Annotated in this window: 12 protein-coding genes; 9 read left to right on the plus strand and 3 right to left on the minus strand. The window is 60.3% G+C overall.

The window, feature by feature from the left end; translation table 11 throughout:
• Positions 1-103: 103 nt before the first annotated feature.
• The 3 genes from J5278_RS16885 to J5278_RS16895 all read left to right on the plus strand — a co-directional run bounded on the left by J5278_RS16885 (position 104) and on the right by J5278_RS16895 (position 4,236).
• Entirely contained in the window at positions 104-1,798 is a 1,695-nt protein-coding gene (locus tag J5278_RS16885; RefSeq protein ID WP_209182748.1) for a long-chain-fatty-acid--CoA ligase, read from the plus strand.
• A 420-nt stretch (positions 1,799-2,218) separates the two neighbouring features.
• Positions 2,219-3,847: a glucose-6-phosphate isomerase gene (pgi, locus tag J5278_RS16890; RefSeq protein WP_209182747.1), complete on the plus strand. Its 1,629-nt coding sequence runs from the start codon at positions 2,219-2,221 to the stop codon at positions 3,845-3,847.
• A complete protein-coding gene (locus J5278_RS16895; protein ID WP_209182746.1) occupies positions 3,844-4,236 on the plus strand; it encodes a VOC family protein in 393 nt (130 codons plus the stop codon). The genes pgi and J5278_RS16895 overlap by 4 nt, the downstream gene beginning before the upstream one ends.
• Positions 4,237-4,245: 9 nt before the next feature.
• Here J5278_RS16895 and J5278_RS16900 read toward each other — a convergent pair whose 3' ends face one another.
• A complete protein-coding gene (locus tag J5278_RS16900) occupies positions 4,246-4,677 on the minus strand; it encodes an RbsD/FucU family protein (protein ID WP_111216568.1) in 432 nt (143 codons plus the stop codon).
• On the minus strand, positions 4,661-5,908 hold the full coding sequence (locus tag J5278_RS16905; RefSeq protein ID WP_142823920.1) for an ROK family transcriptional regulator: 1,248 nt from the start codon (positions 5,906-5,908) through the stop codon (positions 4,661-4,663). Before J5278_RS16905 ends, J5278_RS16900 begins: the two co-directional genes overlap by 17 nt.
• Before the next feature lie 232 nt (positions 5,909-6,140).
• Between J5278_RS16905 and J5278_RS16910 the strand changes: the two genes are divergently transcribed.
• The 6 genes from J5278_RS16910 to J5278_RS16935 all read left to right on the plus strand — a co-directional run bounded on the left by J5278_RS16910 (position 6,141) and on the right by J5278_RS16935 (position 12,260).
• A complete protein-coding gene (locus tag J5278_RS16910; RefSeq protein WP_209182745.1) occupies positions 6,141-7,166 on the plus strand; it encodes a sugar ABC transporter substrate-binding protein in 1,026 nt (341 codons plus the stop codon).
• 143 nt (positions 7,167-7,309) lie between these two features.
• On the plus strand, positions 7,310-8,374 hold the full coding sequence (locus J5278_RS16915) for an ABC transporter permease (protein ID WP_142823918.1): 1,065 nt from the start codon (positions 7,310-7,312) through the stop codon (positions 8,372-8,374).
• Between the two features lies 1 nt (position 8,375).
• Positions 8,376-9,158: an ATP-binding cassette domain-containing protein gene (locus J5278_RS16920; protein ID WP_142823917.1), complete on the plus strand. Its 783-nt coding sequence runs from the start codon at positions 8,376-8,378 to the stop codon at positions 9,156-9,158.
• On the plus strand, positions 9,155-9,781 hold the full coding sequence (locus J5278_RS16925) for a nucleoside triphosphate hydrolase (RefSeq protein WP_142823916.1): 627 nt from the start codon (positions 9,155-9,157) through the stop codon (positions 9,779-9,781). The genes J5278_RS16920 and J5278_RS16925 overlap by 4 nt, the downstream gene beginning before the upstream one ends.
• 98 nt (positions 9,782-9,879) lie before the next feature.
• Entirely contained in the window at positions 9,880-10,920 is a 1,041-nt protein-coding gene (gene pyrC, locus J5278_RS16930; protein ID WP_209206758.1) for a dihydroorotase, read from the plus strand.
• A gap of 143 nt (positions 10,921-11,063) precedes the next feature.
• Positions 11,064-12,260 (plus strand): GGDEF domain-containing protein, encoded by a 1,197-nt coding sequence (locus J5278_RS16935; RefSeq protein ID WP_209182742.1) that lies wholly within the window; start codon positions 11,064-11,066, stop codon positions 12,258-12,260.
• Here J5278_RS16935 and J5278_RS16940 read toward each other — a convergent pair.
• On the minus strand, positions 12,250-13,152 hold the full coding sequence (locus J5278_RS16940) for a GGDEF domain-containing protein (protein ID WP_209182740.1): 903 nt from the start codon (positions 13,150-13,152) through the stop codon (positions 12,250-12,252). The two genes, J5278_RS16935 and J5278_RS16940, sit on opposite strands and share 11 nt — an antisense overlap.
• Positions 13,153-13,417 lie beyond the last annotated feature (265 nt).

Here is a 13,417-nt window from a genome sequence, read left to right on the forward strand (position 1 = left end):
CTAGTTTCACGCGAGACAGGCGTCGGCGTGGTGGCAGCGGGAGGCTTCCACCACAACCACCGGCGAAATCACTGCAGCGGTTGAGCTGCGGGAGGAGAGTGGCATGAGCGAAGCGCCCACCTACACCGGACCGGCACAGGATCGGATCTGGCTTTCGTCATATCCCGATTGCGTGCCGGCAGACTTGCCGCCACTCGAGCATCAGTCACTGAGCGAACTTTTCGAGGACAGCTGCGCCCGCTACGCCACCCGTCCGGCCTTTACCAGCATGGGGCGGGCGATGAGCTATGGCGAGATGGAACGGCAGACACGCAAGATCGCCGCCTGGCTTCAGAGCCGTGGGTTTGTCAAAGGCGACCGTGTCGCCGTGATGATGCCGAACGTGCTGCAGAACCCGGTCGCGACCTTCGGCATTCTTCGGGCGGGGCTGATCGTCGTCAACGTCAACCCGCTCTACACGCCTCGCGAACTCGAGCATCAGCTGCGCGACTGCGGCGCCAAGGCGATCTTCGTCCTCGAAAATTTCGCCCATACGGTGGAGCAAGTGCTCGATCACACCGCGCTTCGCCATGTGGTCGTCAGCTCGTTCGGAGAGATGATCGGCCTCAAGGGGCATATCGTCAATTTCATCGTCCGACATGTCAAGAAGCTGGTGCCGGCCTGGTCCATCCCGTCTCACATAGCGTTTTCGAAGGTGTTGGCCGAAGGCGAAGGTCTGAAGCTGGAACGGGTGGCACTTACGCAAGGCGACACCGCGTTCCTGCAATATACTGGCGGGACGACTGGCACTGCAAAGGCGGCGACGCTCACCCACGCCAATCTACTCGCCAACCAGCTCCAGCTGCAGCTGTGGCTGAACTCGGCGTATATTTCCAAGCCACGGCCGGAGATCCTGACCTTCGTCTGCGCCCTGCCCCTCTACCATATCTTTGCGCTGACGGTGAATTGCCTGATGGGTGTATCGCTTGGCGCACACAACGTGCTGATCGCCAATCCAAGGGACATCCCGGGCTTCATCAAGGAACTGGGCAAGCATCGCGTCGACATCTTCCCGGCTTTGAACACGCTCCTGAACGCGCTGATGAACAATCCGGATTTCGGCAAGCTGGACCTGTCGCAGGTGAGCACGCTTGCCGGCGGCATGGCGGTGCAGCGGCCGATCGCGGAGCGCTGGCATACGCTGACTGGGGCTTGGATCACCGAAGGTTACGGCCTCTCCGAGACCTCTCCGGTAGCCAGCGCCAACCGTTTCGACAGTACACAATTTTCAGGCACCATAGGCCTGCCGCTGTCATCGACCGATATCGATATTCGCGACGACGAGGGCCATTCGCTACCGCTCGGCACCGTCGGCGAAATCTGCATACGCGGACCGCAGGTGATGGCCGGCTACTGGATGCAGCCGGAAGAGACTGCGCGGGCTATGACACCGGACGGCTATTTTCGCTCCGGCGACATGGGCTTCATGGATACTCGCGGCTATACCAAGATCGTCGATCGCAAGAAGGACATGATCCTCGTTTCGGGCTTTAACGTCTATCCCAACGAGATCGAGGAAGTCGCCGCGATGCATGCAGGGATCGTCGAGGCGGCTGCGGTCGGCGTAGCAGACGAGCATTCCGGCGAGGCCGTCAAGCTCTTCGTGGTCCGCCGCGATCCCGCACTCACCGAGGCTGACATCAAGGCCCACTGCGCCCAGTACCTCACCAATTACAAACGCCCACGCTTCATCGAATTCCGCAACGAACTGCCGAAATCGAATGTCGGTAAGATCTTGCGGAAGGAATTGCGTGGGTAGAAATACTTCAATTGAAAGCAACCAGAAAGAGTGGTTGTATCACCCTGTTTCACAGCAGAAGCAGTAGGGGCCGCGACCAGCCGGCACATCGGTGAGGATGGGCCGCACCGACTTTGGCAAGAGCCTTGCTTTTGAAACGAAGGTGATGCGATGTGGTTCTTGCCGCTTAGCATTACGCTTGTTGTGAGAAAGACCCGGACGAACTGGTCAGTCACCGTCCGGGTCGCATTTATTACAACTTAGCGAAGGCAGGCGGAGGACCAACTCCGCCTGCCATTCCTTTAACATATCCCGGAAGAGCCTGCTCTTCAAGTCCGGCACCTCTCCGCTTTTTTACGAATAGTTTGTGACCCAACTTGATTTAGGCATCACAAAGCGAATAGTTTCCGCGACCTTCTCCGAACCCCTAAGGAGCTTCCCATGCAAGCGATCGTCGAACAATTGAAGAGCACGGCTGCGGCCACCAATGCCACCGACATTCGCGCGGCATTCGCCGCCGATAGCGGCCGTTTCTCCCGCTACACCGCTTCGCTGGACGACCTGCTGATGGATTACTCCAAGACGGCGGTCAACGACGAGATTATGGCGCTGCTGCTGAAGCTTGCCGCCGAGGGTGGCGTCGAGAAGAAGCGCGACGAGATGTTTTCGGGCGCGCCGATCAATTTCACCGAGGGACGCGCCGTGCTGCACACCGCGCTCCGCAACCGCTCGAACACGCCGGTGATGGTCGACGGCAAGGATGTCATGCCTGACGTCAACGGCGTGCTTGCCGCCATGGGCAAGTTTGCCGATGGTATCCGCTCCGGCAACATCAAGGGCGCCACGGGCAAGGCGATAACCGACGTCATCAACATCGGCATTGGCGGCTCGGATCTCGGCCCGGTCATGGCGACGCTGGCGCTGGCGCCTTTCCACGATGGCCCGAAGTCGCATTTCGTCTCCAATATCGACAGCGCCCATATCGCCGATATCCTGAAACTGGTGCAGCCGGAAACCACGCTGTTCGTCGTCGCCTCGAAGACGTTCACGACCATCGAGACGATGACCAATGCGCAGACGGCGCGCGACTTCATTTCCAAGGCACTCGGCGAAGCGGCCGTGGAGCATCACTTCTGCGCCGTCTCGACAGCGCTCGACAAGGTGGCGACCTTCGGCATCGACAGCGCCCGCGTCTTCGGCTTCTGGGACTGGGTTGGCGGACGCTACTCGATCTGGTCGGCCATCGGCCTGCCGCTGATGATCGCCGTTGGTCCTGAGAACTTCGGCAAGTTCCTCGATGGCGCACATGCGATGGACAACCATTTCCGTACGGCACCGATCGAGAAGAACCTGCCGGTGCTGCTGGGCCTCATCGGCTACTACGACCGCAATGTGCTCGGCTATGCGACGCGCGCCATCCTTCCCTATGACCAGCGCCTGTCGCGTTTTCCGGCCTACTTGCAGCAGCTTGACATGGAATCGAACGGCAAGGGCGTCACCATCGACGGCACCCCGGTTGAGGGCAATTCCGGCCCCGTCGTCTGGGGCGAGCCTGGGACCAACGGCCAGCACGCTTTCTACCAGCTGATCCATCAGGGCACGAGCGTCATCCCGGCGGAGTTCATGATTGCCGCCAACTCCTTCGAGCCGGAACTGCGCCACCAGCACCAGCTGCTGATCGCCAACGTTCTTGCCCAGTCGGAAGCGCTGATGAAGGGCCGCACTTTCGAGGAAGCCAAGAAGCAGCTGACCGACAGGGGCATGGAAGACAAGAAGGCCGACTTCATCGCGCCGCACCGCGTCTTTACCGGCAATCGTCCGTCAATCACCTTCGTCTACGACCAGCTGACGCCGTTTGCGCTCGGCAGGCTGATTGCGCTCTACGAACACCGCGTATTCGTCGAAGGCGTGCTGTTCCGCATCAACTCCTTCGACCAGTGGGGCGTCGAACTCGGCAAGGAACTGGCGACCGGCCTTCTACCTGTCGTCGAAGGCAAGGAAAGTGCCGAGGGCCACGATTCCTCGACCATCGGTCTCGTCGCCGCGCTGAAAGCCCGCGCCAAGTCATGACCGTCCCTGTCCTGCGTGTCGCAAGACCGACGGACGACATCGCCCGGCTCCGCCCCTTCTACGAGGCGGGGCTGGGATTTGAGGTTCTCGTTGCCTTCGAGGGTCACAACGGCTTTGACGGGCTGGTCCTAGGTCACCCGCACTGGCCCTATCACCTGGAATTCACCCATCACCGCGGCCACATTGTCGGCCGGGCTCCGACGCAGGATAACCTGCTGGTGTTGTACCTGTCTGACGCTGCACAGTGGCAAGCCGCCGTGGATCGCATGCAAGCTGCGGGATGCGTGCCGGTGACGTCGTATAACGACTATTGGGACGTCCGGGGAAAGACGTTCGAGGATCCGGACGGCTACCGCGTCGTTCTGCAGCAGGCCGCCTGGAGCCGATAATGAGATTTCTTAAGCCGGGTAAATAACGCCCTTGCGCAGGATGATATTGCCGTAGAGCCGAGGCTCGCTTGTCTGGATAAGGGCGTGGGCGCCTTTGACGCGAGCGTAGAAATCGGCGGGCAGCAATGGCACGACCTTGATGTCCGGCACGTGCCGGGCGCAGCATTCGACCATCTCCCGGTGGACTGGATCGAGGGTGTCGCGGTCCTGCTTGACGGTGGCGCGGAAGATGGCTTCGTCTACGAATTCGTCGATCGGCAGGACGCTCAGAACAGCATTCAGCACAGCAATCACGCCATGACCATCGAGCCGAATGAGGCGGCGGGCGTCGGTCAGGCCGGGATAGTTGCCGTCCACCAGCGCGATTTCGTCGCCATGTCCCATGGCCCTGAGGGCGAAGAGAAGTTCCGGGCTCAGCAGCGGGTCAATGTGCTTCAGCATTGTCAATTTCCTTGAAGAGAATGTTCTGGTCTATGAGATAGCGGGCAAAGATCGGCAGACTGGCGCCACCAATGGCGCGTGCCTGGGTGCCGACCGACCCCTCGACGATTTCGGGCATCACGACGCCCTGCAGGTCGAGTTCGGCAGCAGCCTTGATGGTGGCCTGAACAACGCGCTGGCGGACCCAATCGGGGAACCCGCCGTCGATCACCGCAGCACTGAAATCGATGATCGATGCCGCTGCGACGATGGCCTGCGCCAGGGCTGCAGCCGTATCCTGAATCCAGATCTCGAGCGGCGGCCCGAAGTCGATCCAGTCGTTAGCGGAATACCACAGCGGCTGCGGATCGATGCCATGCTCGCGCAGGAGATTTTCGAGCACGAAGATCGAAGCAATCTTCAGCAACTGGCGTGTCTCCCCGTGGCGATCGCGCACGGGCAGCGGTCCGATGGCGCCGGCTGTGCCGGTACGACCGACGAAGATCGACGAATTGAGGACGATGCCGCCGCCGATGAACGAGCCGATAAACATGTAGACGAAATCCGGATAGCGGGCGCCGGCGCCGAAAACCAGTTCCGCTCCACAGGCACTGGTGGCATCGTTCTGCAGATAGACCGGATGCGACACGCGCGCGCCGACCTCGATCTGCAGGTCGAAGCCGCGCCAGACCTCCATCGCACCATCGGGAGCCCCGACTTCCTCGGCCCAGCTCCAGAGTTCAAAGGGTGCGGCTATGCCGATCCCGGCAATATTGCCGCGTTCCTTGGCACTCATCTCGCCTTCGATCTGGCGAATACCGCGCGTGACGAACTCGATTATCTCGTGCGGCAGCGGATAGGCGTAGGTCTGGTGGAGTTGCTTGCGGATGTTGCCGACGAAATCCATCAAAACGAGATCGGCACTGCGCCGGCCGATCTTGACGCCGAAGGAGAGAACGGCGTCGGCGTTGAGACGCATCGGCGTCGAGGGCTGGCCGACACGGCCGCGTACCGGCTCGTCACGCAAGAGCAAGCCTTCCTTTTCCAGCACCCGCATGATCACCGATACGGTCTGGGCCGACAAACCTGTCCGCCGGGCGATATCGGCCTTCGAAAGTGCTCCGTGGCGGCGCACGAGCGACAGCACCAGCCGCTCATTGTAGGCGCGGACGCGAACCTGATTGGCTCCGCCGCTGGCTTCCAGATTGTATGACGACGGCAATGTGCTTGCCGGATCTTCCACGGATGACATCGGCCGACTCCTCCCGTAATGGCCATGCCTCATTTTTCAGCATCATGCCACAGTCGATTAATAATTCAATTGGATTTATTTATTGACAGGGCGCAACCTTTCCGCTTTAAATCGCCGATATGGAGGCGCGGCACGGCTTTGGAGGAAGCGTGCAGATCAAATTTAAAGCATTTGCCGCAACTGCATCCCGGACCCTGTTTGGGCCGGCCTGTTCACATCCTGGGAGGATCGCATGAAGAAATCCGTTATCACTGCAGCGCTCGCCGGACTTGCTCTTGGCGTCGTCTTCGCCATGCCGGCAAATGCCGCCGACACGACTGTCTGCCTCATCACCAAGACCGACACCAATCCGTTCTTCGTCAAGATGAAGGAAGGCGCCACGGCCAAGGCCAAGGAACTCGGCGTTACCCTGAAGGCTTATGCCGGCAAGATCGACGGCGACAGCGAAAGCCAGGTTGCTGCCATCGAGAGCTGCATTGCCAGCGGCGCAAAGGGCATCCTGATCACTGCATCGGACACCAAGGGCATCGTTTCCTCGGTCAAGAAGGCCCGCGACGCCGGGCTCGTTGTCATCGCGCTCGACACTCCGCTTGAGCCAGCAGATGCTGCCGACGCAACCTTTGCCACCGACAACCTGCTTGCCGGCAAGCTCGTTGGCGAATGGGCCAAGGGCACCATGGGCGACAAGGCCAAGACCGCAAAGGTAGGCTTCCTCGACCTGACGCCATCGCAGCCTTCCGTCGACGTCCTGCGCGACCAGGGCTTCATGATCGGCTTCGGCATCGACCCCAAGGACCCGAACAAGATCGGCGACGAAACCGATCCGCGCATCGTCGGTCACGACGTGACCAACGGCAATGAAGAAGGCGGCCGCAAAGCCATGGAAAACCTTCTCCAGAAGGATCCAGGGATCAACGTCATCCACACGATCAACGAGCCTGCTGCAGTCGGCGCCTACCAGGCACTGAAGGCTGTCGGCATGGAAAAAGACGTGCTGATCGTTTCCGTCGACGGCGGTTGCCCGGGCGTCAAGTCCGTCAAGGAAGGCGTCATCGGAGCGACATCGCAGCAGTACCCGCTGATGATGGCAGCCATGGGCGTCGAAGCCATCAAGAAGTTCGCCGACACGGGCGAAAAGCCGAAGCCGACACCTGGCAAGGTATTCTTCGACACTGGCGTCTCGCTCGTCACGGACAAGCCCGTTACCGGCGTACCGTCGATCGACGTCAAGGAAGGCACTGCGAAGTGCTGGGGCTGATACTCGTCTGACATCTTCATCCGGCCGGGGTCAGCCCCGGCCGGAATTTCGTAACTAGCCAACGAACGTTCGCCGCCTGCCGGCATCACGCCCGGAGACATTGGTGAGGCTTTCTGCGCCGTTTGGCGCGCAGAGGAGGAAATATGACCGGAGCACAGGAATTCGAACGTGTTCTCGACGACAGCGACAAGAATGTCGTCTCCTTCGAGAACGAAAAACTTTCCCTTTTGAAGCGCGCCCAGCACTTCCTGCATTCGACGCCTGCGGCGGTGCCGCTGATCGTTCTCGTGCTTGCCATCGTGGTTTTCGGACTGGCGATCGGCGGACGGTTCTTTTCGTCCTACACGCTGACGCTCATCCTGCAGCAGATCGCCATCGTCGGCATTCTCGGTGCCGCCCAGACGCTGGTGATCCTGACGGCGGGTATCGACCTGTCGATCGGCGTCATCATGGTCATCTCTTCGGTCATCATGGGTAATTTTGCCATTACCTATGGCTTGCCAACACCGATTGCGGTTGTGGCAGGCATGTTTGCCGGCGGCGTCTGCGGACTGCTCAACGGCCTCCTCGTCGCCTATATGAAGCTTCCGCCGTTTATCGTGACGCTCGGCACCTGGAACATCGTGATGGCGACGAATTTCATCTATTCGGCCAACGAGACCATTCGCGACACCGATGTCCAGGACAAGGCGCCCCTGCTGCATCTCTTTGCCGTCAGCTTCAAGCTCGGCAGCGCGGTCCTGACGCTTGGCGTTGTCGCCATGGTGCTGCTGGTTATCCTGCTCTGGTATGTGCTGAACCACACGGCCTGGGGACGCCATGTCTATGCGGTTGGCGACGATCCCGAGGCTGCGAAGCTTGCCGGCATCCAGACCAAGAAAGTTCTCCTCACAGTCTACGCAATCTCCGGCGTCATCGCAGGGCTTGCAGCATGGGTGTCGATCGGCCGCAATGGTTCGGTTTCCCCGTCTTCGGCCGTCACCGACTTCAACCTACAGGCCATCACGGCAACGGTTATCGGCGGTATCTCGCTATTCGGCGGCCGTGGCTCGATCCTCGGAACGCTGTTCGGCGCTATGATCGTCGGCGTCGTATCGATGGGCCTCAACATGCTCGGCGCCGATCCGCAATGGAAAGTTCTGCTCACCGGCGTTCTCATCATCGCCGCTGTCGCCATCGATCAGTGGATCAGAAAGGTTTCGGTGTAACATGGCCGCTCAACCCATTCTCACCGCCCGTGGCCTCGTCAAGCGCTACGGCCGCGTAACCGCCCTCGACCATGCCGACTTCGACCTTTATCCGGGCGAGATCCTGGCGGTCATCGGCGACAACGGCGCCGGCAAGTCGTCGCTCATCAAGGCTATTTCCGGGGCTACTATCGTCGACGAAGGCGAGATCAAGCTGGAAGGCCGTGTGGTTCAGTTCAAGTCGCCGCTCGAGGCCCGCGAAGCCGGCATCGAGACGGTCTACCAGAACCTGGCGCTTTCGCCGGCGCTGTCGATCGCAGACAACATGTTCCTCGGCCGGGAAATCCGCAAGCCTGGCATTCTCGGCAGCGTATTTCGCATGCTTGACCGGCCGGCCATGGAAACCAAGGCCCGCGACAAGCTTTCGGAACTCGGGCTCATGACGATCCAGAATATCAACCAGACCGTCGAAACCCTCTCCGGCGGCCAGCGCCAGGGCGTGGCCGTGGCACGCGCTGCAGCTTTTGGATCGAAGGTCATCATCCTCGATGAACCGACGGCAGCGCTCGGCGTCAAGGAAAGCCGTCGCGTTCTCGAATTGATCCTCGACGTGCGGTCACGCGGCATTCCGATCGTTCTGATCTCGCACAACATGCCACATGTCTTCGAAGTGGCCGATCGCATCCACATCCATAGGCTCGGCAAGCGCCTCACTGTCATCAACCCGAAGGACTACTCGATGTCCGACGCCGTTGCTTTCATGACAGGCGCCAAGGGCGTGCCCGCCGAGACCGTCGCTGCATGAGCCCGACTGTCGAGGACATGGCCGGTCAGATCATCGACAGGGCTGGATCGGTCAAGCGGTTCATGGTGGCGATTGCCGGTCCTCCCGGGGCCGGCAAATCGACGCTGGCCGATAACCTGGCCGATGCACTCAAAGCACGCGGCGAAAGCGCCGAAGTGCTGCCGATGGACGGTTTCCACATGGACAACGCCATCCTGATCGCCCGGGGCCAGCTTGCCCGCAAAGGCACGCCGGAAACTTTCGACGTGCGCGCCTTCCTCGACATCGTCAAGGCCGTACGACCTGGCGACCAGGAAGTTCTCGTGCCGGTTTTCGACCGTTCGCGCGAACTGGCGATTGCTTCTGCCCGGGTCGTTTCACCCGATCATCGCTTCATTATCGTCGAGGGCAACTATCTCCTGTTCAGCCAGGGAAAATGGGCTGAACTGGAGGGGATGTTCGATTTTTCGATCCTGATGGCGCCGCCGATGGAAGTGCTGGAGGAACGCCTCTGGGCGCGCTGGCGCGGCTACAAGCTGAGCGAGGAAGAAGCCCACGCGAAGGTCTACGACAACGACCTGCCGAACGGCCGGCTGATCCTCGGCAACAGGCGCCCGGCAGACGTGACGCTGGAAATCGCCTGATCCCTTACTTGGCAGCACCTTGACGAAGACAGTTGTCATCGGCGGTGCATGAATGTTATCCCGGCGCGACGCCATAAGCCCGCCGCCGGGAGACATCGATGCAAAAGCTTACCATCCGCCGCCCCGACGACTGGCATCTGCACCTTCGCGACGGTCCAATGATGGAGGGCGTGATCGGCGACAGCAGTCGCCACTTCGCCCGCGCCATCATCATGCCCAATCTGGTGCCGCCAGTGGTTACCACTGCCGATGCAATAGCCTACCGGCAGCGGATCATGGCGGCGTTGCCGGAGGGCGACAGCTTCCAGCCACTGATGACGCTTTATCTCACCGAACACACCAGCCCCGACGATGTCGAGGAGGGCAAGAACACCGGCCTGATCACCGCCGTCAAACTCTACCCGGCGGGTGCCACGACAAACTCCCACGGCGGCGTACGAGATTTCAACAAGGCGATGCCGGTACTGGAGCGGATGGCGAAGATTGGCCTGCCGCTCTGCGTCCACGGAGAGGTAACGACTGCCGACGTCGATATTTTCGATCGTGAGGCGGTGTTCATCGAGACAGTTCTCGATCCGCTGCGCCAGCGCCTGCCCGAGCTGAAGGTGACGATGGAGCATGTCACCACCTCCGACGGGATCGACTATATCAAGTCGGCAACCGCCAACCTGGCCGGGACGATCACCACCCACCACCTGATCATCAATCGCAACGCCATCCTCGTCGGCGGCATCCGGCCGCACTATTATTGCCTGCCGGTCGCCAAGCGCGAGAGCCATCGGCTGGCTTTGCGGGCGGCAGCGACAAGCGGCGACCATCGGTTTTTCCTTGGTACCGACTCCGCGCCCCATGTCGACCCGCTCAAGGAATGTGCCTGCGGCTGCGCCGGCATCTACACCTCGATCAACACAATGAGCTGCCTTGCGCATGTCTTCGAACAGGAAGGCGCACTCGACAAGCTGGAGGCCTTCGTCTCGCTGAACGGACCGGCATGGTATGGACTGCAGCCGAATACGGAGACGATGACGCTGGTCCGCCGGGTCGAATCGATTGCGTTTCCGGAGAAAATAGAGACAGGAGCGGGTCCAGTGACAGTTTTCGACCCGATGTTCCCGCTGCATTGGGCCGTCGAACCTTAGGCAGCTATAATGTCCGTGATTGGACATGCCTTCATGCGACAAAACCAGGCTTTTTGCGCATGATGGTAACCGATTGGATACCTATGTCAGAATAGTCTCGCGCTGATACCATGCATCGCGGAATGAACCCGTAGAGAGACGGCATGATGCTCGACTATAATTCTCTTCTGATCGCGCTCGGTGCATCGACGTTTTGCCTTGCGGTGACGTTGCTGGGTAGCTGGCTCAACCGCCGACCTGAAACATTCCTTCTGACCTGCGCCATTGGGTTGCTGTTGGTCGTCGCCGCGATCTGCTGTTACAGCTTCTATGTAGCTCATCCGACGATGAGCCTCGCGATCGTCTCCTTCACCATCGCTCTCTCCGGTTTCTCCGTCATCTGGGCGGCAGGCTACCAGTTCAGGAAGGATCGCCTGTCTCCCGTCAGGATCGTCGCCGGTACTGTCCTGGGGCTGGCCATAAGCGTGCCGCCGATGTTGCTCGGTTATGACGGGCTGGCCTTCATCGTCTACAATCTCGTCATCGCCGCGATGCTGTCAGCCACAGCTTATGAATATTGGCTCGGCCGCGCCGAAGCGCCCGCTCCGATCTACGGGATCACGACCCTCTACCTCCTGACCGCGTTCACCTTCGTCCTCTGCTCCGCCGTCCTCATCTCCGACGGCAAGATGGTGATTGGCAAGGCGCCTCAAAACTGGGCGGAAAACCTCAGCATCGCCGTTGCCATCGCGGCCATGACGGGAATCGGCGCCCTGTCGCTGGCCCTCCATCAGTGGCGCCAGGCGACCCGTCACCGGTCGGATGCCATGACGGACCAGCTGACGGGTCTGATGAACCGCAGGGCGCTGTTCGATCGTTGCGGAAACAGGAGCTTTTCGACGGTGATGGCCGCTGTCATCTTCGACATCGATCGGTTCAAGGCGGTCAATGACGAATTTGGCCATGCGGCTGGAGATGCCGTTCTAAAATTGTTCGCCGAAGAACTCGTCACCAATCTCAGGGCCTACGACGTCGTGGCCCGTCTCGGCGGCGAGGAATTCACGCTGGTGCTCGACAATGTCATGCCGGGCCGGGCCGAACAGATCGCGGACCGCATACGCGAGTGTTTTGCGGCACGCTACTTTTCCTTCGAAGGCAAGACCGTCAAATGTACCGTCAGTGCCGGCATCGCCTTCGGTTCGAACGAGGGAGCCGATTTCGAAGGCGTCCTCCAGGCTGCCGACCGGGCGCTGTATGCCGCAAAACGTAACGGCCGAAACCGCGTGGAGACCGCTGAGTATCTTCATGTCGTCACGAGCGAGACGGAAAATCCACCGGAAACTGAATCCGCTACTGCCTGACTGCGACTTCCGACACAGGCCTGGCGGTATCCCAGTGAACGGCATTACGTCCGCCGTTCTTGGCCGCATACAATTTGCGGTCGGCTGCCATCATCATCGTTTTCAGTGTCTCGGTGGTCGGATCGCCGCAGTAGACGCCAAAGCTGGCGGTAATCCGCCCGGCGGGCACGGGGCCGACCGCCCGGGTTGCCAGCTCCCTTCGCAAACGTTCGGCAATGGCAATCGCCTGCGCCGTGTCAGTGCGCGGCAAGAGGATGCAGAACTCTTCGCCGCCGATCCGCGCTGCGATATCGTAAGGCCGCATGTTGTGCTGGATGATCGCGCCGGTGACGGTCAGCACTTGATCACCGACCTCGTGCCCATGCTCGTCATTGATGGTCTTGAAGTGATCGAGATCGAAGACAATGACGCAAAGCGGCTCATTTTCGCGTTCTGCGCGCTGGAGTTCCGAAGTGCCGATATCGCGCAGCCAGCGGCGGTTGCCGAGGCCGGTCAGCACATCGGTCGTCGCCTGGCGGCGCAGTTGGGATAGCGTCGCATGCAGTTCTGCAATCAGCGTCGACACCGCGTTGACGACGACGCCGATTTCATCGCGGCGCTGGCTGCGGATCGTCGATACCGCACCGGTTTCCCGGTAGGCCTGCACTGTTTTCGTCACGGCCTCCAGCGGACGCAGCAACAGCCACACCGAGAGAAAACAGAGCCCCGTGCCCAGTAACGTCGCCAGCAGTGCAGTGGCGAGGATCGGCATCGCTGCCGCTTCATAGCCCGTCAGGAGATAGGCGATCAGCGCGAGCAGCGGCAGATGCGTCGCCAGGAAGCAGATCGAGAAGATCTTCAGCGTAAGCGACGAACCAAATTTCTTCAGTGCCGCAGATCGTGGCAGGCGCATTCCGGTCTCCTTGCATGCCCCATTTGGCGGGTGGAAACTAAGGGTAATTTAGAAACCTCAATCCTAAGCAAATACCAAGCATTTTAATGAATTTTTCAACCGCAACCCATAATGGCAAGGAAACGACTAGGATATATATTTTTTAGATATTACTTAATAACAAACTTCGCTGTGGATGAGGCGAAGCTGCCCATATGGCGCCGCATCACGGCTTGAACAGGTCTGAGCCTCCCCTGATGGCCTCATTTTTAACAGGCGCCCCGCG

It is taken from the genome of Rhizobium sp. B21/90, from assembly GCF_019355815.1.
Classification (GTDB): domain Bacteria; phylum Pseudomonadota; class Alphaproteobacteria; order Rhizobiales; family Rhizobiaceae; genus Rhizobium; species Rhizobium rhododendri.